The organism is Panacagrimonas perspica (assembly GCF_004364935.1).
GTDB classification, from domain to species: domain Bacteria; phylum Pseudomonadota; class Gammaproteobacteria; order Nevskiales; family Nevskiaceae; genus Panacagrimonas; species Panacagrimonas perspica.
Genome location: NZ_SOBT01000008.1, coordinates 826,342 through 849,396 on the forward strand (window position 1 = coordinate 826,342; position 23,055 = coordinate 849,396).

Genomic DNA, 23,055 nt, shown 5'->3' on the forward strand with positions numbered 1-23,055 from the left:
GAGGACGATCGCCGCGAAGCCCGGTTGCGTTCCGCTCCACCGTAGCCCGGACGCAGTCCGGGATCCCGCTTCGTCGATCGGCGAAATCCTGGACGGAGCGCGACCCCGGACTGCGTCCGGGCTACGGTTGGTGCGTCACGGTGACTGAAGGTGTGCTGGCGGCTGCGCGACGGCGATTCCAGGCGTCGAGCGCAGGCGCGAGCACGAGGTCGTAGATCAGATCCGCGAGCTGTCGGAAGCCCGGTAGGCCGGAGACCCACGCCAGCCATCGCAAGCTTGGCAGGTCGCGCCAGATCGCACGCATCGCGTCCATGCCGCTGCGCAGACGACCATCCGAGGTGTAGACGAACAGCCGGCGGCGCAGATCGTCCGCCTTCAGGCCATAAGCCGGCAGGCCCGGGAATCCGAAGTCGATCGAGCAGAACGTGATGCTGCGATGTTCGCGCTGCGACTCGGCGCGATAACGATCCATCTCCGCATGGCACACCGGGCAGGCGTCGTTGACGTAGACCGCGACCGTCGTGGCCTTCGACGGCGCGGGCACGAGGATGGCGCGCAGGGCGCCGTCCAGTCGCGGATGCCGGAAGCGGAAGTCCTGCGCCAGCGCCACGCGCGGCTCGATGCGCTGGCTGCCCAGGAAGAGCTCGGACATGCCGCCGGGCAAGGCGTGCAGGAATCGCGCGGGCACTCGCAGCCACGCGGGACGGTGCAGCGTCTCGGCAAGACGCTGCGTGAACACCCGCTGCGTGACCGCTTCAGGCGCGACGGCGTTGATCGCGCCGCGCATCGAGGTGCGATCCATCGCATGCAGCAGCAGGCGCACGAGATCATCGAGATGGATCCAGGACTGCCACTGGCGGCCGTCGCCGAGGACCGTCGCGGCGCCGAAGCGCGCTGCGAGTGCCAGCGGTTGGAGCAGGCCGCCGCCCGGCCCGAGTACCAGGCCGATGCGTATGCGGCAGACCCTGACGCCCCGTGTGCCCGCACGCTCGGCCGCAGCCTCCCATTGGCCACAGACCTCGGCGAGGAAGCCGGAGCCGGGCGTGTCGTCCTCGCCCAAGGTCGCGTCGGCACGATCCCCGTAGTACCCGATCGCCGACGCATTGATCAGGACTTCCGGCGCACGCTCCAGCCGCGCGATCAGGGCACCGACCCGTGCCGCCATCGCGACACGGCTGTCGACCAGGCGCTGCTTGCGTCGCCGCGTCCACGGTCCACCCGCGATCGGCTCGCCGGCAAGATTGAAGAGGGTGTCGATGCGACGCGAGCTGGCGAGCCGCGCAAGATCATCGACGACTTCGACGTGCGGTCCAAACTGGTCGCGCGCGATCTCCGGATGACGGCTCAGCGCGATCACGCGCTCGCCGCGCTCGACCAGGGCCCGCACCAGCGCGCGTCCGACGAAGCCGGTCGCACCGGTGACCAGCACTTCGCGCGCCGATGCCTTGTGCTGCGCGCGGACCGGATCGCGCTGCCACTGCGGCACACCGAGCCGCGCGACCGCGAACAGGTTGCGCAGGCCCCAGGCCAGCACGCCGCAACCGAACAGCGTCATCAGCCACGACCACCCGCCGTAATCGACCGGGCTGATCGCCGTGGGCGCGTGAGACCATTCCTGTAGCGGCGCTGCCAGCAGCACGAGCAGCACGCCGTAGTTGATCGACAGCAGCGTGTGCAGCACGCGCTCGAACGGGGGCAGGGGACGCGACCGATCCTCCTCGATGAAATCCCACAGCGTGATGACGACCTCCGTGACGAGCAGCGCGATCAGCAGCCACACCCACGTCCCGTTCCAGGACCACCACGCGATCCCGATGTAGATCAGGCCGTAGATCAGCTCGCGCACGCTGTGCAGCGCCAGCTCCTTGCGCGCACCGGGCTGGCTCGGCAGTCGCGCCTGCAGTTCGTGGTGCCAGAGATTGTCGAGACCGCCCATCACGCTCTGGAGGGTGAGAAAGATCATCAGCGTGATCATCGGAGGGCTCCGATGCTCTGCGCGTCTTCCACGACGTCATGGAAGACGCCGTCCTGGTGGAACAGCGTGCCGAACAGCGCGTGATGGATCGTCATCGTGAAGTGGAAGCGGCCGTCGCCGAGATCGCGATGGATCACGTGCGCGGTGCCCGGTGACAGCAGGTGCGGAATCGACAGGTAACGTCCGCCGATGCGGCAGAAATAGCGCAGGCTCAGGAAATGCAGGTCGCCGTTGGCTTCGAACACGGCCAGCCGCATGCCCAGGCCCAGTCCGACGCACTCGAGCAGCGAGCCTTCCGGCCCACCGCGTTTGGTCGATTGCACGCGCGCCGGCGCGCGTCCGGCGAAGTGGTATTCGCGCTGCCAGATCACGCCGCCGCAGCCGTCGTCGACCAGGCGGATGTCGGTCGGCACGTCGCGGCCGCGATGCAGCGCGAACGGGGTGCCGATCAGCCGGCACAGCTGGGCGAGCAGCCAGCCGAAGAACGAGCACTCGACCTTTTCCATGACGCCGCGATAGCGGATGTCGCGATCGGCGTCCGGCTTGTCCGTGAATCGGCGGCGGATCTCGCCGCGCAGGCGGCGCCAGCCGCCGGCGCCGACCAGGGCTTCGAAGTCGGTGGCGCCGTTGCGGGCGAAGGCCTCTGGATCGGTCAGTGCGTTCACAGGATGTCCGGTGGGAGTTCGCTACCGAGGTCCCAAGCTCCGTGCCGTTTCTTGCCGCCTTCACAACGGCATGAACGATAACGGATAAGCCGAATTTCGAGAGCAGCGCCATGTCAACGACGTTGACGTTTTCGATTGCTGCCCTGTAAACCAAGTTGATATGTTCGCGCCATGTCACCGCTGGCCGTCCACATCGCACTGACGCTGACCTTCGTCGAGAGCATCGGCCTGGGCCTGCTGCTGCTGCGGGTGCGTGGCGTACCGGGACTCCGCCTGCTGGTGGGCTTCCTGTTCGGGGTCGCGGTGTGGGTGCTGAGCTGCGAGCTGCCAGTGTGGATCGGGCCCTCCGGCAGGCCGCTCGGCGAGGCGCTGATCGGTGTCTCGGCGCTCACCTCGTCGGTGTTCGTCCACTTCGTGCTGGTGCTCTGCGACGTGCTGCGCACGAGGCTCCGCCTGGCGCTGGTCTACGGCGTCGGCGGCGCCACCTGCCTGGTCGCGATGCTGCTCGGCACCGGCAGCTACCAGCCGTGGCTGGGCTTCGAGTCCTTCTTCTTCGTCGACACGGTCGGCTGGGTCGTCGGCATCGTGTGGGCGCTGATGGGTCTGGCCGGCCACCTGGTGATGGCCTGGGCCTGGTGGCAGCGCCGCGGACCGCCGCGCGGCCAACTCATGGCGATGTGCCTGGCCAGCGGCTGGGGCCTGGTGTGCATGTCCGGCTACGCGTTCGCGCCGGTGGGGATCCAGGTCTATCCGTTCCCGCTGCTGTTGCTGCCGGCGTATCCGCTGATCCTGGTCTACGGGATCCTGCGCTACGAGCTGATGATCGTGAACGCCTGGGCGCGGCGTGGCCTGGCCTGGGCGCTGGTCGTCGGCATCGGGTCGGCGCTGGTGATCGCGGTGGCGACCTTGCCGCTGCCGTTCGGCCGGCCGTCGTCGGGCTGGGAGCTGTGGCTGATCAGCGTGATCACGCTGCTCGCGGCCGGCCTGCTGCTCGACCCGTTCCGACGGCTGGCGACGTGCCTGGTGTATCCGGGTTCGCAACTGGGCGAGGGCGTTGTCGATGACTGGCGCGAGCAGTTGTCGACGGCGGAGTCGCGGGAAGCCCTCGCGCTCATCGCGGAGCGCGAGATCTCCCGCCAGCTGCGTCTGGATATCCGCGTCCTGCTCGGTGATGCCGCGCGATCGGCCGCGGAGCGCACCCCGACGCTGCACTGCGTGAAGCACGGCAATCGATGGAAGTGCGAACTGCTGGGCTGGGAAGCCGCGCCGCCGGGACCGCGCTACGTCGCGCAGATCTTCGGCACCGTGCTGGCCGACGCGATGCACGGACTCGAACAGGCGGTGGCCTTCGCCGATCGCGAGCGCGAGCGGCAGAAGCAGGAACGTCTGGCCGAACTCGGCGCGCTGGCGGCGACGGTGGCGCACGACATCCGCAATCCGCTGAACATCATCGGCATGGCCGCCGCGATGGCGCCGCCGGCCATCCGCGAGGAGATCGCGACGCAGACGGCGCGCATCTCGCAGCTCGCCACCGACCTGCTCGACTACGCGAAGTCCTGGCAGGTCGAGAAGCGGCCGCTGGATCTGGCCGACCAGCTGCGCGCGATGCTCGGTTCGTCGGCAGGCGTCGAACTCGACGCGGGTCTGCAGGATGGACTGCGGGTCGATGGCGACTCGCGCCGCCTGCAGCAGGCGCTGATCAATCTCGTCGACAACGCGCGCGATGCGGTGCGCGACGTCGACGGCGGCCGCGTGCGCATCGAGGCTTCGCGCGACGCCGACGGCTCGGTATGCGTGTACGTCTGCGACAACGGACGCGGCGTGCCGGCCGAGATCCGCGACACGCTGTTCCAGCCCTTCGTGTCGCGCCGCCCGGGCGGCACCGGCCTGGGCCTGGCCATCGTCGCCAAGATCATGCTGGCGCACGGCGGCAGCGCGACGCTCGACGCGCGTGAGCCCTGGGCCACGTGTTTCACCCTTCGATTTCCGCCGCCGGTGATTTCGCCATGAACCCCTACAGCGGCCACATCCTGCTGGTCGACGACGAGCCCGCGTTCCAGCGCCTGGGCGCGGCCTGGCTGCAGGGCCTGGGCTTTCGCGTGACGCTCGCCGGCGATGTCGACAGCGCGCTGCAGAGCTTTCGCGAGGCGCGGCCCGACGTCGTGCTGCTCGACCTGGTGATGCCGCCGAGCCTGAAGCCGGAGGCGGGCCTGTCGCTGCTCGAGGCGTTTCGCGAAGTGCCGGTGATCGTCATCACCGGCCATGCCGACCACGCGCTGGCGCTCGAGGCCACCGAACGTGGGGCCTGGGATTTCATCGCCAAGCCGGTCGATCCGGAACTGCTGCGGCTGATCGTCGGGCGCGCGGTGCAGAAGGCGCGGCTCGAGCAGGAGGTGCAGGCGCTCAAGGCCGCGGCCAGCGTCGACGAGGACTACGGCATCGTCGGCCACGCCGCGCCGGTGCGGGCGCTGCGGGACATGATCCGGCGCGTCGGGCCCACGCGCCTGAGCGTCGTCATCCTCGGCCCCACCGGAACCGGCAAGGAGCTGGTGGCGCGGGCGCTGCACAAGACCGGCGCCCGCAACGGTGCGCCGTTCGTGGCCGTGCACTGCGGCGCGGTGCCGGCGGAGCTGCTGGAAAGCGAGCTGTTCGGACACCTGAAGGGCAGCTTCACCGGCGCGCATCGCGATCAGCCGGGCCTGCTGGCGAGCGCCGACGGCGGCACCTTGTTCCTCGACGAGGTCGGCGAGATGCCCGCGCCGATGCAGGTCAAGCTGCTGCGCTTCCTGCAGGAGGGCACCTACCTGCCGGTCGGCGGCCGCGAACTCAAGCGCGCCGACGTGCGCGTCGTCGCCGCGACGCATCGCGACCTGCCGGGCATGGTGGCCGACGGCAGCTTCCGCGAAGACCTGTTCTATCGCCTCAAGGGCATCGTGCTGCGCACGCCGCCGCTGGACGAGCGCCGCGACGACGTTCCGCTGCTCGCCACGCTGTTCCTGAAGCGGGCAGTGGGTGCGAGGCGCCGTGCGCAACTCGCTCCCGACGCCGCGGCCTGGCTGGCGGGTCAGCCCTGGCCGGGCAACGTGCGCGAACTGCAGTCGCTGATGGACTGCGCGGCCGCGCTGGCCGAACCCAACGCACGCGGGGAGGTGGTCGTGGGGCTGGACGCGCTGCTGTTCGCCCAGGGCAGCGGCGACGGCAGTGCGAAACCGGAGCCCGAGCCGCGCCGGCAGGGCCTGGACGAGGCCATCGCCGAACTCGAGGTGCGGATGATCACGGCCGCGCTGAACGCGACGAACAACAATCGCTCCGAGAGCGCCCGCCTGCTCGGCATCTCGCGCGTGGGCCTGCTCAAGAAGCTGGACCGGCTCGGCCTGCGCCAGGACCACCCGGCCGCCGAGCGATGAGCGCGCCAGGCCCGTCGCCCGCCTGCAGCGCCGGCATCCTGGCCGGCGGCGCCAGCACGCGCTTCGGCGGCCAGGACAAGGGCTGGATCGAGCTGCGCGGACGGCCGCTGATCGAATGGACCTTGGAGGCGGTGCGACCGCAGGCGCAGCAGATTCTGGTGTCCGCCAACCGCAACCTCGAGCGCTACCGCGCCCTCGGCGTGACGGTGGTCAGCGATCCCGGTACGGACGCCGAGCGCTTCGACGGCCCGCTCGCCGGCCTTGCGCGGCTGCTGGGCGCCGCCGACCAGGAGTGGCTGCTCTGCGTGCCCTGCGATGCGGTCCAGCTGCCGGCCGACCTGGCTCGCCAGTTCGCCACGGCAGCCAGCGTGTCGCAGGCGGACATCGCGGTGCTGGCAGACGCCCAGGGCCTGCACCCGACGTTCTGCTACGTACGCACGGCCCTGGCGGCCGATGCGCAACGCTGTTTCGACGACGGGGAGCGGGCGCCCCGGCGCTGGTTCGAACGCCACCGTGTGGCGCGCGTCGAGGGCCCGACGCCGATCAATCTGAATACTCCCGAGGCACTGCGCGCGTTAGAGTTACGGCTGTGAATCAGCCTCTCGTCCACCCACCGGAATTCGGCACGCTGCGCGACGCCCGCGGACGCCACAAGCGCAAGCTGCGGCTGTCGCTGACGGACCGGTGCAACCTGCAGTGCCTGTACTGCATGCCGGAGCACCCGAAATGGCTGCCGCGCGAGCAGATCCTGCGGCGCGACGAGCTGGTGCGGATGGTCCGGCTGTTCGTCACCGAGCTGGGAATCCGCGAGATCCGCCTCACCGGTGGTGAGCCGCTGCTGCGCCGCGACGTCGTCGAGATCGTCTCCGAACTCGACCAGCTGCGCGGCCTGGGCCTGGAACGCATCGCGATGACCAGCAACGCGGTGCGGCTGGCGCCGGTGGCGCAGGCCCTGAAGGGCGCCGGTCTCGACGACCTGAACATCAGCATCGACAGCATCACGCCCGAGCGCTTCAACGCGATGACGCGCGGGCAGGTGGCGCCGGTGCTCCAGGGGATCTCCGCGGCGCGTGACGCCGGCATCAGCGTGAAACTCAACAGCGTCGTCATTCGCGGCTACAACGAGGACGAGGTGCTGCCGCTGGTGCGCTGGGCGTACGCGGAGAACCTGTCGTTGCGCTTCATCGAATTCATGCCGCTGGACGGGCGCGGCTTCTGGACACAGGAAAAGGTGATCAGCGAGGACGAGATCCTGCGCGAGGTCGCCACCGAATTCTCGGTGCGACGCCTGCCGCGCACGCCCGAGCCGGCCGAATACTTCCTGCTCGGACCGAAAGACGTGAAGGGTGACGGCACGTTTCGTCTGGGCGTGATCCCGACGATCTCGCGACCGTTCTGCTCGACCTGCGATCGCGTGCGGCTGTCGGCAACCGGCGAGCTGTACTCCTGCCTGTTCTCGGAGAAGGGACGCGACCTGAAGACGCCGCTGCGTGCGGGCGCCGACGACGCAGCGCTGATGCGCGAGATCCGCGAGCACGTCTGGCACAAGGAAGCGGGCTACGCGGCGCGGCCGCAGGGCTACGTCGAGCGCACCGTCACGATGCATCGGCTGGGCGGATAGGCAAGGCGCATGCGAATCGAGGTGAGCTTCTGGGGCGTGATGCGCAGGCACGCAGGTGCCGAACGCCGCGTGCTGGAAGTGGGCGAGGGCGCGGACGTGGGCACGCTGGTGGCGGCGATCGACGGCGGCGCGGCGATGGCCAGCGAACTCGAGCGTTGCGCATTCGCGATCGGCACGACGCTGGTGCCGCGCAGTCACATCCTCAGCGAAGGCGACGAAGTCGCCGTGTTGCCACCGGTCAGCGGCGGCTGACGAACACACATCATCCGGATCATGGGACAGCAGACACCCGAACTCCTGGCGGCACGCGTGCAATCGAGCGCCCTGTCGCTCGATCTGCTGCTGTCGGACACCGAGCGCGACGACTGCGGCGCACTCGCGATCTTTTCCGGGACCGTGCGCAATCATCACGAAGGACGCGCCGTCACCGGCCTCGAGTACACCTCGCACGTGCCGCTGGCCGAGCGGATCATCGAAGAGATCGAGGCCGAGACGCGCGAGCGCTTCGGCGTGCCGGTGTGCCGGGTGCAGCACCGCATCGGGCGTCTGGGCATCGGCGAGAGCGCGATCATCGCCGTCGTGCGTTCGGCGCATCGAGCCGAAGCTTTCGCCGCGCTGCGCTACGCGGTGGACGCGACCAAGGCGCGCGCGCCGATCTGGAAGGAAGAGTTCTATCCGGACGGGTCGAGCAGTTTCGTGCAGGGCTGCTGCATCGCGCCGGACCAGGAAGCAGCGGGAGATGCGTGACATCGGTCGCTCTGCCCTGACGACGTCCGGGGCTTTTTCCACATTCATCCCGCCGCCGTGCGGGGTGACGATCCCGGACTTCGTCCGGGCTACGGGTCTGGATCGAGAAGTGAAACCGAATGCGTGACATCAGCCTCAAGCCGACGACGCTGCGCACCGCGCGCGCCGCCGGTTTCGTGAAACTTCCGCCCGAGGCCCTGGCGCGCGTCATCGAAGGCAGCGTGCAGAAGGGCGACGTTCGCGAAGCAGCACGCATCGCCGGTCTGATGGCGGTCAAGCGCACGCCGGATCTGCTGCCGCACTGTCATCCGATCGGCGTGCTGCGCGCCGAGGTCAAGGCGACGATCGCCGAGGACGGCATCAACATCGAGGCCGAGGTCGAGACCGTTTCGGCCACCGGTGTCGAGATGGAGGCGCTGACGGCGGTGTCGGTCGCCGCGCTCACCGTCTACGACATGCTCAAGGCGCATGCGAGCGCCGAGCAGATGAAGATCGGCAACATCCATCTCGTGCAGAAGAAGGGTGGCAAGTCGCAGTACGCACGCAAGGCGCGCGGCATGAAGGCGGCGGTGCTGGTGATGTCCGACACCGTCGCTGCCGGCAAGAAGCCGGACACCGCCGGCGCCTCGGTGCGCGATCGCCTCGGCGAGGCGGGCTTCGAAGTCGTCGCGTTCGAAGTGATGCCGGACGATCGCGAACAGATCCGCTCGCGCGTCGAACATTTCGTCGCCAGCAAGACCGACTGCGTGATCACCGTCGGCGGCACCGGCCTGGGGCCGAAGGACTACACGGTCGACGTCGTCGAGCCGCTGCTGACGACGCCGCTGCCCGGATTCATGGAAGCGGCCCGCAGCTTCGGCCAGTCGCGCACGCCGTACGCGATGTTGTCGCGTGGCGTGGCGGGCCTGGTCGGGAACACGTTCGTCGCGACATTCCCGGGCTCGCGCCGCGGCGCCGAAGAAACGTTGGCCGCCGTCCTGCCCGGCCTGATCCACCTGCTCGACGTCTGCCGCACGCTGCGCCCTCACGAGGGCGGATACGAGTGAGCCATCTGAGCGTCGAAGCGGCATTCGCGAAGCTCGACGAGGCCATCGCCGCGTTGCCGGTTATGCAGCTGCCGCTCGGGCAGGCGCTCAACCGCGTGACGGCCGCACCGCTCGCGGCGTACTGCGACCTGCCGCCGTTCGACCAGAGCGCGATGGACGGTTACGCGCTGCGCGTCGCCGATGCCACGCCTTCGCCGGTATCTCTGCCGTTGTCGACGACCGTTGCAGCGGGGCCGCACGACACGCTGCCGGTGCTGCCGGCCGGACACGCTTGCCGCATCTACACCGGCGGCCTGATTCCGCAGGGCGCCGATGCCGTGGTGCGCCAGGAATGGACGGCGCGCGACGGCGAGACCGTGATCATCCAGCGGCCCACACCGCTCGGACAGGACATCCGTCGCCAGGGCGAGGAATTGCGCCGCGGCACCGAACTGATCGAAGCCGGACGACGGCTCAACGCCGGACACATCGCGATGCTCTCGATGGCCGGCGTGGCCGATGCCGCCGTGCGCCGCGCGCCGCGCATTCGCGTGCTGGTCAGCGGCGACGAGGTCGTCGATGCCGGTCGCGCGCTCAGGCCGGGCGAGGTCTACAACGCCAACGGGCCGCTGATCCAGGCGTGGCTGGCGCAGGCCGGTTACGCCGACGTCAGCGTCGCTGCCGTGGGCGATACCGAGCAGGCCGTGCGCGAGGCGCTGCAGCAGGCGTTTGCGCAGTCCGACCTGGTGCTGACCACCGGCGGCGTCTCGGTCGGCGACAAGGACCTGATCGCGCCGGAAGCAGAGAAGCTCGGCGCCCGGCGCGTGCTGTGGAAGGTCGCGCAGAAGCCCGGCAAGCCGCTGTACGTGGCGCGACATGGCGCTGCGCTGCTGATCGGCCTGCCCGGAAATCCGGCGTCGGTGCTGGTGAATCTCGCCACGTTCGTGCGTCGCGCACTCGACCGGCTCGAAGACGTGAAGACCGTGGCGCCGCATCTGCAGGCTGGCGTGCTGGCGAGCCCCATCAAGGCGGATTCAGAGCGCGAGTCCTGGGTGCGCGTGCGCATCGAGGTGGACGCGCAAGGCCTCACCCGCGTGCTGCCGCAGACGCACCAGGCTTCGCACATGCTGAGCAATCTCTCGGCGGCCGATGCGCTGGCCTGGGTTCCCGTGAGCGATGCGCCGATCCCGGCGGGCCACACGGTGCGATGGCTGAGCCTGGGCCTGTAGTAGCGAAGTCCGCGCGGGGCATCGCGATCGTGACCGCCGCGGTCGTGCTGCTCGATGGACTCGGCAAGATCTGGAACCTGCCGAACACGATCCTGGGTCTGTCGCTGGGCGTGCTGACGCTGCCGTTTGGCGGGCGCTTGGGCTTCGGGCACAACGCCGTCGAGTTCATGGAGTGTCCGCTGATGGATCGATTCGCGCCGTGCGGCGCGATCACGCTGGGCAACGTGATCCTGTACGGCCGTCACGCGTACGGACTCGCCGAGCACGAGCGTGTGCACACGCTGCAGGGGCAGTTCATCGGTCCGGCTTATCTGCCGCTCAATGTGATCGGCATGGCGCTGTCGCTTTTGAGCTGGCCGGTGAAGCGACTGCGCAGGCCCGGCTGCGGACCGTTCCACGGACGCCTCAACTTCATGGAAGGGCATCCCGCAAAGGACGGCCTGTATCCGGGTCGAAGGCCGTAGCCCGGGCGAAGCCCGGGGGGCCGTTCGATCTGCCAGCGCAACCCAGGGCTCCGCCCGGGCTACGTCTGCGTTTCAGAGATCGACCGGCAGCTCCAGGTATTCGCGATAGATGAAATCGCGATGGTCCATCAGGATCTTCGACGTCGCCTTCTTCAGGATCGGATCGACGTTGGTGTAGACGTCGCGGAACATGTCCGGCATCGGGCACTGATCGTTGCCCAGCGGCTCGAGCATGGCGGCGACACAGGCCCAGTAGATGTCGAGCGCCGTGAGCGTCTGGCCGATCAGGAAGCGGCTTCCGCGCGCCTTCTGCGATTCGAGCTGTTTCGTGAACCGGTCGAGGATCTCGGCACAACGGTGTGACGCGGCCACGCCGGCTTCGTCGCTGTACCAGTATTTCTTTCCGAGCGCGGCGTAGACGGCCCGCGTCTGCTCGTCGCGATCCGGCCGCGTGAAATCACGGACCATGATGTGACGGCGATTCCACGTGAAGCCGTTCTCTCCGGCGAGTTCGTTGGCCAGACCGAACATCAGGATGCGATCGTCCCAGTCCTCCGGAATCAGCCTCGGCGTCGGGGCGAGGCGTTCGAACAGGAACAGCTGCTCGATCCACGTGGAGCGCGGCGGCTCGTCGTTCCAGCAGGCCACCGGCGCGGTGGTCTGCGCCGTCCAGCGCAACAGGTCGGGATTCGGACCCAGGATGTCCTGGCGCGCCTTCACGTACTTGAGCTTCTTGACGTGCAGGATGCCTTTCGCGGCTTCGCTGAAAGGGCCGGGCACCATCGGCGTGAGCACCACGCGCAGGCCTGGCATCTTGATGGCGTCGGCAACCTCGACGTACTGGGCCATGCGGACTCCCGGGGTTGACCTGCTTACTGGTTCTTGGGCGGCGCGATGCCGGTCAGCGACGTGCGCGCCGACATCTCGATCCAGTTGCCGTCCGGGTCCTTGACGAAGCCGTAGCGCGCGACGTTGCCGAAGCTGACCGCCTCGCGCGCGATCTGCCCGCCCCGCGCGACGATGTCCGCCATCGCCTGGTCGGCGTCGAAGATCTGCACCGTGAGATAGCGATAGCCCGGTGCGATGAAATCCTCGGTCTGGCCGCCGCCCGGACCCTGCTCGACGAACAGCAGCGTGTCGCCGCAGCGCGCGGTGCTGTCGTCCACGCGATCGAACTCCATCGCGCGCGTGTAGAAGGTCATCATCCGCGCGACATCGGGCGTGCGCACCGTGATGCCGATGCGCGTCACGCCGTGGGTTCCCGGCGGAACGGTACGAACCATGCCGCCGTCCGGATGGCGGCCTTCCCAGGCCGGCATGTCCGGCCGCGCGATCGTGAGCCCGACGTAGCCGGTGGGCGGCAACGCAGGCAGATCGTCGGACCAGTGATTCACCTTCACGACCGAGTTGTGGGCATCGAAACGGTGCTGCACCCAGCCCTTCTTCAGCTCCAGTTCGTGGTCCAGGCGCAGACCCACGGTGCCACCCCAGAACTCGCGGTGGTTGCCGATCTGGCGCGTGAACAGTCCGATATCGAGATGGGGCTTGGCGAGTTTCATGGCGTCAACCGGGCAGGGCGTCGAGCGCGTTGTTGTCCAGCGCCTGCAGTGCACCGCCGAGCGCCATGTGCATCAGCATCTTGTCGCCGCGCTCGGTGCGCTTGACGATCAGCGTCGCTGCAATCGCGACGGCGATCACCGCGAAGCTGTAGTGCGCGTAATCGCGCATCAGGTGATCGAAGCTGTAGTCCTTCACGCCGAACGCGAGCAGATCCTCGTGGTAGCCCTTCAGCAGCGCTCGCTCGTTGGCCTTGCGCGTGTCGCGATCGAAGATGCCGCTGAGGAAATACGCGACGTCCATGCCGGTGCCGAGGAAGTTGCTGGTCTGCCAGTCGACCACGCAGATGCGATCGTTCGGGCCGCCGAACAGCATGTTGTCGGGCCTGAAATCGCAGTGCGAGAACGTCTTCGGAAAGTCGCGCGGCCGATTCCAGTACGCGTGGTTCTTCACGTACTTGTCGCCGACCAGCTTGAACTCCGGCGTCAGGTAATCGGTGTAGTGCTTGTTGATGTGATCCCACGACCGCTCGATCAGCTCGGTGGTGTAGAAGCCCTGCGCACCTTCGGGCACGTACAGCCAGGGCTGCGCCATGAGTTCCTTGTCGTTCCAGAAGGTGGCGTGCAGCATCGCCGCCTCCTTGAGCGCCTTGCGTGCGTCCTCGAGCGTGCAGCCCTTGAACTGGTCGCCCTGCCGCGCCGGCGCCATGTCCTCGAACAGCAGCGTGAAGTCGTTGGCCTTGTCGATCTCCGCGACATAGAGCTTCGGCGTGCGGATCTTCGCGCGGTGTGCGAGCTGCTGGTAGAACATGACCTCCGAGCGATAGAAGCCCATCGTCTTGCCGGATTCCGCGGCCGTTGCATTGGCCGACGGAAATTTTCCGACCAGGGACTTCGGCGCGCCCGGCGCGGGCGTGCCGTCGTACTCGAGGTGGAAGCGGCGCGTCTCGCCCAGCTGTCCGGTGCCGACCTGTTCCATCCTCAGGCTGCGGACCTTGGCGTCGATCTCGCGGCCCGCCAGCGCCTGCGTCATCCATTCGGGCGTGACCTGCTCGGGTGTGACGACGGCGATGCTCTGCGGCATTCGGATTTTCTCCAGGTATCGGTTGGGGGTCAGGCGGCCTTGGACTTGGTCCACTCGACGGCGGACGGCTCCGGCAGCGGGCAGGTCTCGCTGACGAGCTGCGTCACCTTCAGGATGCGGCCCAGGCCCAGGGCCATGGCGCTCCACATCAGCAGCTCGGTGATCTGCTCGTCGGTGAAGTGCTTCTTGAGTTCGACGAAGTGTCCTTCGTTGATCTCGTGGTGATTGTTGCCGAACGCGGTGGCGAAACGCACGACGGCGCGCTCCTTGTCGTTGAGCGTCTTGGAATCGACGCCGGGGATGGCCGTGATGTCCTGCTCGCCGACTTCCGGCGTGTAGCGCACGGCCTGGCACAGCTGGCACTGCGTGCCCTGGGCGATGGCCAGGCGCGCCAGCTCGGTGATGCGGGGGCCGAGCTTGTTGTCGAACCAGATGCTGAAGTAATACGGGAAAAAGGTTTCGCAGTGCTTGGGGATGTTCCCGAGCAGGCCCATGTACTCCTGGAAGTGCGGCAGGAATGCCGGATCGACCTTCGGATACAGGTCGTCGGCGATGTTGCGCATGTACGGCGTCAGGTCCTTGTGTGCGACGGTTCCGACCAGCATGGCGTTCTCCTCGGGTTCTGGCAGCAGGTAAGACGATGCTAGACACGCCCGGCGTGGCGAAATTGGCCTCAACTGACATGGGAGTGGGCCTGACCGGACCCCGGGGCGCGCCCGGATTCAGCCGGGAGGCGTGCGGCGCCCATAATCGGGACACAAGGACCTGGAGGAGAACGCCATGGCCCCCCCCCAGATGGCGCTGGTCGATCATTGGAACGACCAGGAAGCCTGGACCACCGCTCGCGTCGCACCCGACAGGCAGTTCGACTGCTGGCGGGATTTCGTGGTCGACGCCCACATGCACTGGGCCATCAAGCCCGTGCGTTGCGATCATTTCCCGGCTTTCATCCGCCAAGGACGCTTCGACGGCTTTCGTGTCACGCACCTGACCTCGCTGCTCGGCGGCATCGTCGGCGTCCGCGGTTCGCGCGAGATCGCGCAGGATGCCGAGGCGCTCTACAACCTGATCTACATCGCCGACGGCTCGATCGAACTCGCGATCGGGGGCGATGCCATCGCGCTGACGCCGGGCACGTTCGCGCTGTGGGACACGACGCGCCCGATGACCTTCACGACGGGCCAGAACCTGCGGCAGGTCACGTTCGCGGTGCCGCAGGCGCAGTTGCGGCGCGTGCTGCCGCGGGCCGACGACTACGTGGGCCGCAAGCTCGAGGCCACGGCCGGCGTCAGCCGCCTGTTCATCGATCACCTGTTGTCGCTCGACGACAGCTTCGGCGCGCTGCCGCGCAACACCGCGGGCCACGTGCTCAATGCCACGATGGAACTGCTGGCCGCGACGCTCACCGCCAAGGTGCCGCTGCCCGAGCACGGCGGCTCGTCGACGCTGCTGCGCCAGATCGTCGACTACACGCTGCGCCATCTCGAGCAGCCCGACCTGAGCACGCGCCAGATCGCAGCAGCCAACGGCATCAGCGAGCGGCATCTGCATCGTCTGTTCGAGCCGCTGCAGGCGACGCCGGCGGTCTGGATCCGCCAGCAGCGTCTGGAGCGCTGCCGGCGCGAACTGCGCGACGCGACGCACCTGAGCATCACGGACATCGCCTATCGCTGGGGTTTTCGCGATTCGGGGACGTTCAGCAAGATCTTCCGGCGCGAGTTCGGGGTGTGTCCGCGAGAGTTGAGGGCAGGGCGTCTCTCGTAGCCCGGACGAAGTCCGGGACTTCCTTCGTAGACGGAGCGCAACCCCGGACTTCGTCCGGGCTACGGGTGCTCGATGGGCCGTCGTGCGATGAGGTTGGCGACGCGGGCGAAATCCTCTGCCGACAAACGCTCCGCCCGTTCGCGCGGGTCGATGCCGGCCTGCACGAATTCTTCCGGCGTCACCATCGTCCGCAGGCTGTTGCCGAGTTGCTTGCGGCGCTGCCCGAAGGCGGCGGCCACGACCTTGTCGAACACGCGGATATCCACGATCTCGAACGCCGGCGGTCGCGGCACCAGGTACACGATCGCCGAATCCACCTGCGGCGGTGGATTGAAGGCGCCGGGGCCGACGTTGAACAGGTGCGTCACTTCGGCGCGCGCCGCCAGGGCCACCGACAGCCGTCCGTAGGCGTCTTCGCCGGGCGCGGCCGCCATGCGATCGACGACTTCCTTCTGCAGCATGAACAGCATGTCCTTCACGACATGCGCCTGCTCCAGGAGATGGAACAGCAGCGGCGTGGAGATGTTGTACGGCAGGTTGCCGATCAGACGCAGCAACTCGCCGGGACGGGCGAGGGCGGCGAAGTCGAACTCCAGCGCATCCGCCATGTGGATCGTCAGGCCGTCCGAATGGCCGCAGGCTTCGCGCAGCGGCTCGATGACATCGCGATCGATCTCCACCACTTCGAGCTGGCCGATGCGGGCGAGCAGCGGCGCGGTCAGTGCGCCGCGTCCGGGGCCGATCTCGATGATGCGATCCGCGGGTTTCGGATCGAGTGCATTCAGGATGCGCGCGATGATGCGGCCGTCGTGCAGGAAATGCTGGCCGAAGCGCTTCTTGGCGTATGCGCCTTCACGCGTCGCGTATTGCGACGCTCCCGGACCTTCCGACGATCCGCGGCTCATCCGATGGGCTTGTCGTCGCGGGTCGCCGCGATCCGGAGCTGGCAGAGCTGGATGGCGAGATCGATCGCCGCCTGCAGGCTGCCTTCGTCGGCCTTGCCGGTGCCGGCGAGATCCAGCGCCGTGCCGTGATCCACCGAGGTCCGCACGATCGGCAGGCCCAGCGTGACATTGACGGCCTCTCCGAAGCCCGCGTGCTTGAGCACCGGCAGGCCCTGGTCGTGGTACATGGCCAGCACGGCGTCGGCACCGGCCAGGCGCGCCGGCACGAACAGCGTGTCTGCCGGCAGCGGGCCGATCAGGTCCATGCCGTTGCCGCGCAGGTCCTCGATCACCGGCTCGATGACGTCGATCTCCTCGCGTCCCAGGTGTCCACCTTCGCCGGCGTGCGGGTTCAGGCCGCAGACGAGGATGCGCGGGTTGGCGCAGCCGAACTTGTCGCGCAGGTCCTCGTGCAGCACGCGCAAGGTGCTCGTCAGCCGGCGCTTGGTGATGGCCTTGGGAACCGACGACAGCGGCAGGTGCGTGGTCACCAGTGCGACGCGAAGCTGGTTGGCCACCAGCATCATCACCGGCGTGCGCACGCGCAGCAGGTCGGCGAGGAATTCGGTGTGGCCGCTGAACGCGAAGCCGGCGTCGTTGATGACGCTCTTCTGTACCGGACCGGTGACCAGCGCCTGCGCGTCGCCGCCGCGACAGGCCGCAACGGCGACACGCAGGGTTTCGAGCACGTAGCCGGCGTTGGCCGGATCCAGCTTGCCGGGCTCGCAGGGTGCGGCCATCGACACCGGCAGCACGGTCAGGAACCCGGCTTCGTTGGCCTCGGCAGGCGCCGAGAGATCGGCATCTTCCAGCGCGATCGCCAGGCCCAGCTCGAGTGCGCGAGCACGCAGCAGCTGAGGATCACAGACGGCGACGAGCTCCGCTCCCCAGGATTCCTGCGCCAGGCGCAGGATCAGATCGGGCCCGATACCGGCAGGTTCGCCAGGCGTGATCAGGATGCGGGGAATCATCAGGGCCTGTGACTACCGGGTGGATCGATGCGACCGGGGCGGGGATGCCCCGATGCGGGCAAGCTCAGGACGTTTCCTTCTCTTCCGCCTTCTTCTCGATCGGCTCGTCGATCTTCTCGACCTTGCCGTCCGGACCGCGGAATTCCACGTAGGCCTCTGCGCGCAGGCGGCGCAGCCAGGTTTCGTACTCGTCGGCCGCCTTGCGGTTCTGGATGGCGCCGCGTGCGCGGGCGCGCTGCGATTCCACCGTGATGTCTCGCGTACGGCGCTCGAGCACCTGCGGGATGTGCCAGCCGTACTGCGTGCGGAACGGCTCGCCCAGTTCGTTGGGCTTGAGCGCGTCGAGCGCGGCTTGGAACTCCTTCACGAAGACGCCCGGCGGCTGCCAGCCGAGATCGCCACCGCCGCCCTTGGAGCCGGTGTCGTCGGAGAACTCGGACGCGAGCTTGGCGAAGTCTTCGCCCTTGGCGAGCCGGTCGTGCAGGTCGCGCGCCTGCAGGCGGGCCTGGTCTTCGGTTCGCAGCGCGTTGGCCTGGATCAGGATGTGACGGGCGTGCGTCTCGTTGACGGTCTTGGCCTCGGATCCGATGCGCGTGTCGACCAGCTTGATGATGTGGTACCCGCCGGCGGTCTCCAGGACCGGGCTGGATTCGCCGTTCTTCAGCTTGCGCGCCGATTGCAGGAACAGCAGCGGGAGGGCGTCGCCCTTGCGCCAGTCGAGGTCGCCGCCCTGCAGCGCCTGCTGACCATCGGAGTTGGCGGCCGCCAGGGCGGCAAAGTCCTCGCCCTTCTTGACTCTTGCGGCGAGCGAGTCGGCCTTGGCGCGCGCCTCGGTGCGCTGCTCGGGCGACGCGCCGTCGGGAATCGTGACCAGGATGTGCGAGAGGCGGTACTCGGTCTCGTCGGCCTCGGGCTGGTTGGCCAGGAACAGGTCGATGTCCTGGTCGGTGACGACCACGCGGTTGTCGACTTCACGCTGGCGCAGACGCGTGATGAGCACTTCGTCGCGGATCTGTTCGCGGATGGCCAGGTAGTCGCTGCCATCGCTGCGCAGGGCCTCGGCGAACTGCGCGAGCGTCATCTTGTTCTGGCGCGCGATGCCGGTGAGCACTTCGTTGAGCTCGCGGTCGTCGACGCGGATGCCGGCCTGCTGTGCCCGCTGGGTCTGCACGCGCGTGAGCACCAGCTTGTCCAGCACCTGGGAGCGCAGTACCGAAGCGTCCGGCGGCGTGATGTCGCGGGCCTTCATCTGCTCGTTGGCCATCATCAGCTCGCGATCGACGTCGCTTTGCAGCAGCACACCGTCGTTGATCACGGCGACGATGCGGTCGAGAACCTCTGCCCGGGCAGGATTGACCCCCGAAGCACACAGCGCAAGGACGAACAGGGCCAGGGTACGGGGCGAGAACGACATAGGGGACGTTGACCGGGTTTCGAAGGCGCGAAGGGTATCACGCGACCGTCATCGGACCGCTCCGGCGGCGCGAGGTTCGCCCTGATTTTTCAGGCGCTGTCCGGACCCCGCGCAAGCCGTGCCAGGACTACTGTGGACGCTCGCCGTCGATCTCGGAATCCGGCAGCAACGTGGCGCCGCCGGCGCCGAGGCTGGCCAGTCCCTTGAGCTGCAGCTGGAGGTACACGCCGCTGTCGAAGTCGCCGGTGGCGTCGCCGATGAAACGGCGGTACGAGACCCGGGCCGCCCAGCAGCAGGTGCTGTATTCGACGCCCGCGAAGTTCTCGCGGCTCTCGTTGTCCTGCAGCGAAAACCGGGTCCGGGCCGCGAATTTCCAGGCGCCGCCGATGGGCGTCAGGAAGCTCAGGTCGGCCTGCTCGAGGATGTCGCGGCGGTAGCGGTACGACAGGTCGAGCTGGCTGCGGCGGTCGGGCGCCCGGTAGCGGAAGCCCACCTGGGTGCGGTCGAACTCACGCTGCTCGGGCGACCACTGGCCGGCCACTACGGCCCGCCAGGACCGCGAGATCCGGTAGTCGAACTGGGTGATGAACTCGGTGGCGCCGCGCTCGGGCGGCGGGTCGTCCGGCAGGCCGACTCGGGGCGCCTCGATGCGGTAGAGCTGGCCGATGGAGGCGCTCCAGCGGGATTCGCCGGTACCGGGGTCCAGCTCGCGCAGCGTCGCCGCACCGGCGATGTGGCGCGCGTCGGCAAGGCGGTCGTCTCCCGAGAAACGATTGCGCGCGAACAGCTGGACGAAGTCGAAATCCGGCTCGCCGGTGTCGAACAGCGGCAAGTCGTCCTGGTTGTCATACGGGACATAGAGCAGGAAACCCCGCGGCGTCAGCGTCTGCAGGCGCCCCTTGTCGGTGACGCGCTCGAAGCGCAGCCCGGCCTCCGCGCTGACGATGGGCAAGGTGCGGTCCGGCGACTTGCGCTGGCCGGGATCGGTCTCGGTCAGTTCGTAATGCGTATGGTGAAGGTCGGCCTGTCCGGTCACGTACCAGGCCGCGGACTGGCGATCGAACTGCACGTAGGGGTCCAGTACGAAGCGGCCGCCTTCGACCGAGTTGTCACGGGCGAAGTTGACGTACTCGGACTCGATCCCGACGCGCGTGTCGTACAGCGGCTGCGAGCGCGTGCGAAAGCGGATCTGCGGCAGCCGCTTGTAGGGATCGTCGATATCCGTGAGCGTCGTGGCGATCGGCTGGAAGTTCTGCACCAGCGCGGTGATCTGGTACGAGGCCGGAGCCTGGTACGTGAGCCGGGCGGTCTGCTCGAGATGCGTGATCGACGAACTGGACAGCGTGCCGCCCAGATCCTCGAAGTAGTTGCGATCGCTGGTCTCCGCGTACGTGGCTTCCACGCCGAGCCGTTCGTTGATCAGGCTGTGGTGGTCGAAGCGGAACAGGCTGCGGTCTTCACCGAACTTGCGATCGTCGAGGTACTCGTAGCGCGCGCTGCCTTCGCCCTTCTCCATCAGGTAGCGGAAATCCAGGCCGGACTGGATGCCGCGCTCGCTCAGGAAGCGCGGGGTCACCGTGGCGTCGTAGTTGGGCGCCAGGTTGATGTAGACCGGCCAGCGAAAATCGACGCCGGAGCCGCTGAACTGGCCGACCGTGGGATAGAGCAGTCCGGTGCGGCGACGGCTGTCGATCGGGAACTGGAAATAGGGCAGGTAGATGATCGGCACGCCCATGAAGCGCACCTTGGTGTTGCGCGCGGTGCCGAGCCCTTCGTCCTGGTCCAGACGGATGTCGCTGGCCTGCAGGTACCAGGCGTTCGAGCCCATCGCACAGGTCGTGTACGACGCATCGGTGAGGCGCACCTGGCGATCGGAATTGACGTCGATGCGCTTGGCGTCGCCGCGAGCGGAGCGGCTGGGCAATGTGAATTCGGTGTCGAAGAACGAGCCGCTCTCGCCCTTGAGGTCGAACTGCGCCTCCTGGCTCTTGATGATGACGCTGCTGTTGCGGAACAGCGATTCGGTCTTGACGGTCACCACCTGCGTGGTGTCGTCGAAGTTCATCTGCTCGGCGGAGAACACCTTGTCGCCCTGGCGCACCGTGACGCCGCCGAGCAGGTCGGACAGGCCGCCCTTTTCGAGCAGCGCCTTGTCGGCGTTCAGGCGAATGCGGTCGTCGAGGACGATTTCGGGCTGCGCGTACGGGAACATCAGCTGCGCGCAGCCGATCTCCTCCTTGGGGGCGCGGATGTCGACGTCTTCGGCCGTCGCGCTGACGCTGAGCAGACACGCCAGCAAAGCGCAGGGCGCGGAGCGATGGAATCCGAACGGCACGAGGCTGGGCGTGATGGGAGTGCGACAGGTTCTGGAGAAGGCGTCAGGCGCCTCGCGATCACGGCAGTATCCTTTTTTGCTCGCGCAGGGCGCAATCGCTACCCTTGCTTCGGTGCCATTGGTCTATTTCTCGTGAACGATTCATCGCCGGTGCTGGACACGCGCGCCGCCGCTGCGCGCGAATGGGCCCTGTCCTGCCTGGGCCTGCAGGATGCCGGGTTCGCGCCGGCCTCGGCCGATGCCAGTTTCCGGCGCTATTTCCGCGTCACGCAGGCCGGATCGGCCGCGACCTGGGTGGTCATGGATGCGCCGCCCGAGCGCGAGAACTGCGAGCCCTTCATCCGCATCGCGGAGCTGTTCGCGGATGCCGGCCTGCACGTGCCGCGGATCCTGCATCGCGATCTCGAGCGCGGGTTCCTGCTGCTCGACGACCTGGGCCGCAAGACCTTCCTGCACGTCATCGACGCCGACAATGCCGACGCCCTGTTCGAGGACGCCATCGCGGCGCTCGTGCAGCTGCAGAAGGCATCGAAGCCGGACGTGCTGCCGCCCTACGATCGCGCGCTGCTGGCGCGTGAGCTGGCGCTGTTTCCCGAATGGTTCGTGGAACGTCACCTGTCCCGCCGCTTCGAGCCGGCGCAGCAGCAGGCCTGGGACTCGACCTGCGAAGTGCTGATCGCATCGGCGCTGGATCAGCCGCGCGTCTACGTTCACCGCGACTACATGCCGCGAAACCTGATGCAGTCGCAGCCCAATCCCGGCGTGCTGGATTTCCAGGATGCGGTGTACGGGCCGGTGACCTACGACGTCGTCTGCCTGTTCAAGGATGCCTTCCTGTCATGGCCGGCCGATCGCGTGGCCGGCTGGGTGGCCCGCTATCGCGAACTCGCCGCCCGGGCCGGGCTGGCGCAGCCGCAGGACTTCCAGCGCGCCTTCGACCTGATGGGCCTGCAGCGCCATCTGAAGGTGCTCGGCATCTTCGCGCGCATCCGCCATCGTGACGGCAAGCCGCAGTACCTCGAAGACGCACCGCGCTTCATCCGCTACGTACGCGACGTGGCGTCGCGTCACGCGGATCTGGCGCCGTTGCTGGGCCTGTTCGACGAACTGGGCCTGACATGAGCGGGGCGGACGCCATGGCGGAACGCGCGCCAAAGGCCATGATTCTCGCGGCGGGCCGCGGCGAGCGCATGCGGCCGCTGACCGATCACCTGCCCAAGCCGCTGATCAGCGTCGACGGCACGCCGATGATCGAATACGCGGTGCGCAGGCTGGTCGACGCCGGCGTGACGAACCTGGTCGTGAACCTGGGCTACCGCGGCGCGCAGATCCGCGAGCACCTCGGACAGGGCGAGGCTTTCGGCGCGAACATCGCGTACTCCGACGAGGGCGATCCTCCGCTGGAGACCGGGGGCGGCGTCTTCCGCGCCCTCGACCTGCTCGGCGACGCACCGTTCCTGCTGGTCAACGCCGATGTCTATGCCGATTACGATTTCGCACCGCTGGTCCGGCGCGCGCTCGATTTTCCGCAGCGGGACCTCGCGCACCTGGTGCTCGTGCCGAACCCCGAACATCGGCGCGAAGGGGATTTCGGGCTCGAGCAGGGCAGGGCCCGCAACGATGGCGCACCGCGGCTGACCTTCAGCGGAATCTCGATTCTGCGACCCGAGTTGTTCGTGAACTGCGAAGATGGGCGCTTCCCGCTGGCACCCTTGCTGCGGCAGGCCGCGGCCTGCGATCAGCTCGGCGGCGAGCGCTTCGATGGTTCCTGGTCGGACGTCGGTACGCCGCAGCGCCTGTCGGAACTCGAATCCCTGTTGAGGCAGCGCGGCCGCCGGTCGCAGGAGTAGCCAG

The 23,055-nt window shown here is 68.1% G+C and carries 22 protein-coding genes; 12 read left to right on the forward strand and 10 right to left on the reverse strand.

Going from position 1 to position 23,055, the window contains the following annotated elements; translation table 11 throughout:
* Positions 1-121: 121 nt before the first annotated feature.
* Together DFR24_RS03610 and DFR24_RS03615 are read right to left on the reverse strand one after the other, a co-directional pair.
* Complete coding sequence (locus tag DFR24_RS03610) at positions 122-1,975, reverse strand: TIGR01777 family oxidoreductase (RefSeq protein WP_133879964.1); 1,854 nt, start codon at positions 1,973-1,975, stop codon at positions 122-124.
* Positions 1,972-2,640 carry a DUF4166 domain-containing protein gene (locus DFR24_RS03615; RefSeq protein ID WP_210772641.1) on the reverse strand — a complete coding sequence of 223 codons (669 nt, stop codon included), beginning with the start codon at positions 2,638-2,640 and terminating at the stop codon, positions 1,972-1,974. Before DFR24_RS03615 ends, DFR24_RS03610 begins: the two co-directional genes overlap by 4 nt.
* Positions 2,641-2,811: 171 nt before the next feature.
* Between DFR24_RS03615 and DFR24_RS03620 the strand changes: the two genes are divergently transcribed.
* The 9 genes from DFR24_RS03620 (at position 2,812) to DFR24_RS03660 (ending at position 11,133) form a co-directional block, all read left to right on the forward strand.
* Positions 2,812-4,650 (forward strand): sensor histidine kinase, encoded by a 1,839-nt coding sequence (locus DFR24_RS03620; RefSeq protein ID WP_133879965.1) that lies wholly within the window; start codon positions 2,812-2,814, stop codon positions 4,648-4,650.
* A complete protein-coding gene (locus DFR24_RS03625) occupies positions 4,647-6,047 on the forward strand; it encodes a sigma-54-dependent transcriptional regulator (RefSeq protein WP_133879966.1) in 1,401 nt (466 codons plus the stop codon). Before DFR24_RS03620 ends, DFR24_RS03625 begins: the two co-directional genes overlap by 4 nt.
* A complete protein-coding gene (mobA, locus tag DFR24_RS03630) occupies positions 6,044-6,640 on the forward strand; it encodes a molybdenum cofactor guanylyltransferase MobA (RefSeq protein WP_133879967.1) in 597 nt (198 codons plus the stop codon). Before DFR24_RS03625 ends, mobA begins: the two co-directional genes overlap by 4 nt.
* Positions 6,637-7,668, forward strand: a complete 1,032-nt coding sequence (gene moaA / locus DFR24_RS03635; protein WP_246051501.1) for a GTP 3',8-cyclase MoaA — start codon at positions 6,637-6,639, stop codon at positions 7,666-7,668. Before mobA ends, moaA begins: the two co-directional genes overlap by 4 nt.
* A 9-nt stretch (positions 7,669-7,677) precedes the next feature.
* Complete coding sequence (locus tag DFR24_RS03640; RefSeq protein ID WP_133879968.1) at positions 7,678-7,920, forward strand: MoaD/ThiS family protein; 243 nt, start codon at positions 7,678-7,680, stop codon at positions 7,918-7,920.
* A gap of 21 nt (positions 7,921-7,941) precedes the next feature.
* A complete protein-coding gene (locus DFR24_RS03645) occupies positions 7,942-8,415 on the forward strand; it encodes a molybdenum cofactor biosynthesis protein MoaE (protein WP_133879969.1) in 474 nt (157 codons plus the stop codon).
* Positions 8,416-8,534: 119 nt separating this feature from the next.
* Positions 8,535-9,461: a bifunctional molybdenum cofactor biosynthesis protein MoaC/MoaB gene (gene moaCB / locus DFR24_RS03650; protein WP_133879970.1), complete on the forward strand. Its 927-nt coding sequence runs from the start codon at positions 8,535-8,537 to the stop codon at positions 9,459-9,461.
* On the forward strand, positions 9,458-10,669 hold the full coding sequence (locus DFR24_RS03655) for a molybdopterin molybdotransferase MoeA (protein WP_133879971.1): 1,212 nt from the start codon (positions 9,458-9,460) through the stop codon (positions 10,667-10,669). The genes moaCB and DFR24_RS03655 overlap by 4 nt, the downstream gene beginning before the upstream one ends.
* Positions 10,670-10,698: 29 nt before the next feature.
* Complete coding sequence (locus DFR24_RS03660) at positions 10,699-11,133, forward strand: hypothetical protein (protein ID WP_133879972.1); 435 nt, start codon at positions 10,699-10,701, stop codon at positions 11,131-11,133.
* A 72-nt stretch (positions 11,134-11,205) separates the two neighbouring features.
* Here the strand turns inward: DFR24_RS03660 and DFR24_RS03665 are convergent, their stop codons facing one another.
* Genes DFR24_RS03665 through DFR24_RS24340 form a run of 4 tightly spaced genes read right to left on the reverse strand, consistent with a single transcriptional unit; the run spans position 11,206 to position 14,378 of the window.
* Complete coding sequence (locus DFR24_RS03665) at positions 11,206-11,982, reverse strand: glutathione S-transferase family protein (RefSeq protein WP_133879973.1); 777 nt, start codon at positions 11,980-11,982, stop codon at positions 11,206-11,208.
* Positions 11,983-12,005: 23 nt separating this feature from the next.
* Complete coding sequence (locus tag DFR24_RS03670; protein ID WP_133879974.1) at positions 12,006-12,692, reverse strand: VOC family protein; 687 nt, start codon at positions 12,690-12,692, stop codon at positions 12,006-12,008.
* A 4-nt stretch (positions 12,693-12,696) separates the two neighbouring features.
* Positions 12,697-13,773 (reverse strand): phosphotransferase, encoded by a 1,077-nt coding sequence (locus DFR24_RS24335; RefSeq protein WP_162851022.1) that lies wholly within the window; start codon positions 13,771-13,773, stop codon positions 12,697-12,699.
* Between the two features lie 29 nt (positions 13,774-13,802).
* Positions 13,803-14,378 (reverse strand): carboxymuconolactone decarboxylase family protein, encoded by a 576-nt coding sequence (locus DFR24_RS24340; protein ID WP_162851023.1) that lies wholly within the window; start codon positions 14,376-14,378, stop codon positions 13,803-13,805.
* A 175-nt stretch (positions 14,379-14,553) separates the two neighbouring features.
* On the opposite strand from DFR24_RS24340, the gene DFR24_RS03680 reads away from it, so the two are divergent.
* Positions 14,554-15,537 carry a helix-turn-helix domain-containing protein gene (locus DFR24_RS03680; RefSeq protein ID WP_133879976.1) on the forward strand — a complete coding sequence of 328 codons (984 nt, stop codon included), beginning with the start codon at positions 14,554-14,556 and terminating at the stop codon, positions 15,535-15,537.
* 59 nt (positions 15,538-15,596) lie between these two features.
* Here the strand turns inward: DFR24_RS03680 and rsmA are convergent, their stop codons facing one another.
* The 4 genes from rsmA to DFR24_RS03700 form a co-directional block, all read right to left on the reverse strand.
* A complete protein-coding gene (gene rsmA, locus DFR24_RS03685; protein WP_133879977.1) occupies positions 15,597-16,442 on the reverse strand; it encodes a 16S rRNA (adenine(1518)-N(6)/adenine(1519)-N(6))-dimethyltransferase RsmA in 846 nt (281 codons plus the stop codon).
* Positions 16,439-17,452: a 4-hydroxythreonine-4-phosphate dehydrogenase PdxA gene (gene pdxA, locus DFR24_RS03690; protein ID WP_133879978.1), complete on the reverse strand. Its 1,014-nt coding sequence runs from the start codon at positions 17,450-17,452 to the stop codon at positions 16,439-16,441. The genes rsmA and pdxA overlap by 4 nt, the downstream gene beginning before the upstream one ends.
* A gap of 64 nt (positions 17,453-17,516) precedes the next feature.
* The gene (locus DFR24_RS03695) at positions 17,517-18,866 is read right to left on the reverse strand and encodes a peptidylprolyl isomerase (protein ID WP_133879979.1); all 1,350 of its coding nucleotides are present in this window, start codon (positions 18,864-18,866) and stop codon (positions 17,517-17,519) included.
* 127 nt (positions 18,867-18,993) lie between these two features.
* Positions 18,994-21,201: an LPS-assembly protein LptD gene (locus DFR24_RS03700; RefSeq protein ID WP_133879980.1), complete on the reverse strand. Its 2,208-nt coding sequence runs from the start codon at positions 21,199-21,201 to the stop codon at positions 18,994-18,996.
* A 132-nt stretch (positions 21,202-21,333) separates the two neighbouring features.
* Between DFR24_RS03700 and DFR24_RS03705 the strand changes: the two genes are divergently transcribed.
* Together DFR24_RS03705 and murU are read left to right on the forward strand one after the other, a co-directional pair.
* Positions 21,334-22,323, forward strand: a complete 990-nt coding sequence (locus DFR24_RS03705) for an aminoglycoside phosphotransferase family protein (RefSeq protein WP_281280138.1) — start codon at positions 21,334-21,336, stop codon at positions 22,321-22,323.
* Positions 22,320-23,051 (forward strand): N-acetylmuramate alpha-1-phosphate uridylyltransferase MurU, encoded by a 732-nt coding sequence (gene murU / locus DFR24_RS03710; RefSeq protein WP_246051502.1) that lies wholly within the window; start codon positions 22,320-22,322, stop codon positions 23,049-23,051. Before DFR24_RS03705 ends, murU begins: the two co-directional genes overlap by 4 nt.
* Positions 23,052-23,055 lie beyond the last annotated feature (4 nt).

What these genes read in the sequence shown, in the direction of transcription:
- DFR24_RS03610 (WP_133879964.1), bottom strand. Translation starts at nt 1,975, where the DNA reads ATGATCACGCTGATGATCTTTCTCACCCTCCAGAGCGTGATGGGCGGT.
- DFR24_RS03620 (WP_133879965.1), top strand. Translation starts at nt 2,812, where the DNA reads ATGTCACCGCTGGCCGTCCACATCGCACTGACGCTGACCTTCGTCGAG.
- DFR24_RS03625 (WP_133879966.1), top strand. Translation starts at nt 4,647, where the DNA reads ATGAACCCCTACAGCGGCCACATCCTGCTGGTCGACGACGAGCCCGCG.
- mobA (WP_133879967.1), top strand. Translation starts at nt 6,044, where the DNA reads ATGAGCGCGCCAGGCCCGTCGCCCGCCTGCAGCGCCGGCATCCTGGCC.
- DFR24_RS03640 (WP_133879968.1), top strand. Translation starts at nt 7,678, where the DNA reads ATGCGAATCGAGGTGAGCTTCTGGGGCGTGATGCGCAGGCACGCAGGT.
- DFR24_RS03645 (WP_133879969.1), top strand. Translation starts at nt 7,942, where the DNA reads ATGGGACAGCAGACACCCGAACTCCTGGCGGCACGCGTGCAATCGAGC.
- moaCB (WP_133879970.1), top strand. Translation starts at nt 8,535, where the DNA reads ATGCGTGACATCAGCCTCAAGCCGACGACGCTGCGCACCGCGCGCGCC.
- DFR24_RS03665 (WP_133879973.1), bottom strand. Translation starts at nt 11,982, where the DNA reads ATGGCCCAGTACGTCGAGGTTGCCGACGCCATCAAGATGCCAGGCCTG.
- DFR24_RS03670 (WP_133879974.1), bottom strand. Translation starts at nt 12,692, where the DNA reads ATGAAACTCGCCAAGCCCCATCTCGATATCGGACTGTTCACGCGCCAG.
- DFR24_RS24335 (WP_162851022.1), bottom strand. Translation starts at nt 13,773, where the DNA reads ATGCCGCAGAGCATCGCCGTCGTCACACCCGAGCAGGTCACGCCCGAA.
- DFR24_RS24340 (WP_162851023.1), bottom strand. Translation starts at nt 14,378, where the DNA reads ATGCTGGTCGGAACCGTCGCACACAAGGACCTGACGCCGTACATGCGC.
- DFR24_RS03680 (WP_133879976.1), top strand. Translation starts at nt 14,554, where the DNA reads ATGGCCCCCCCCCAGATGGCGCTGGTCGATCATTGGAACGACCAGGAA.
- rsmA (WP_133879977.1), bottom strand. Translation starts at nt 16,442, where the DNA reads ATGAGCCGCGGATCGTCGGAAGGTCCGGGAGCGTCGCAATACGCGACG.
- pdxA (WP_133879978.1), bottom strand. Translation starts at nt 17,452, where the DNA reads ATGATTCCCCGCATCCTGATCACGCCTGGCGAACCTGCCGGTATCGGG.
- DFR24_RS03695 (WP_133879979.1), bottom strand. Translation starts at nt 18,866, where the DNA reads ATGTCGTTCTCGCCCCGTACCCTGGCCCTGTTCGTCCTTGCGCTGTGT.
- murU (WP_246051502.1), top strand. Translation starts at nt 22,320, where the DNA reads ATGAGCGGGGCGGACGCCATGGCGGAACGCGCGCCAAAGGCCATGATT.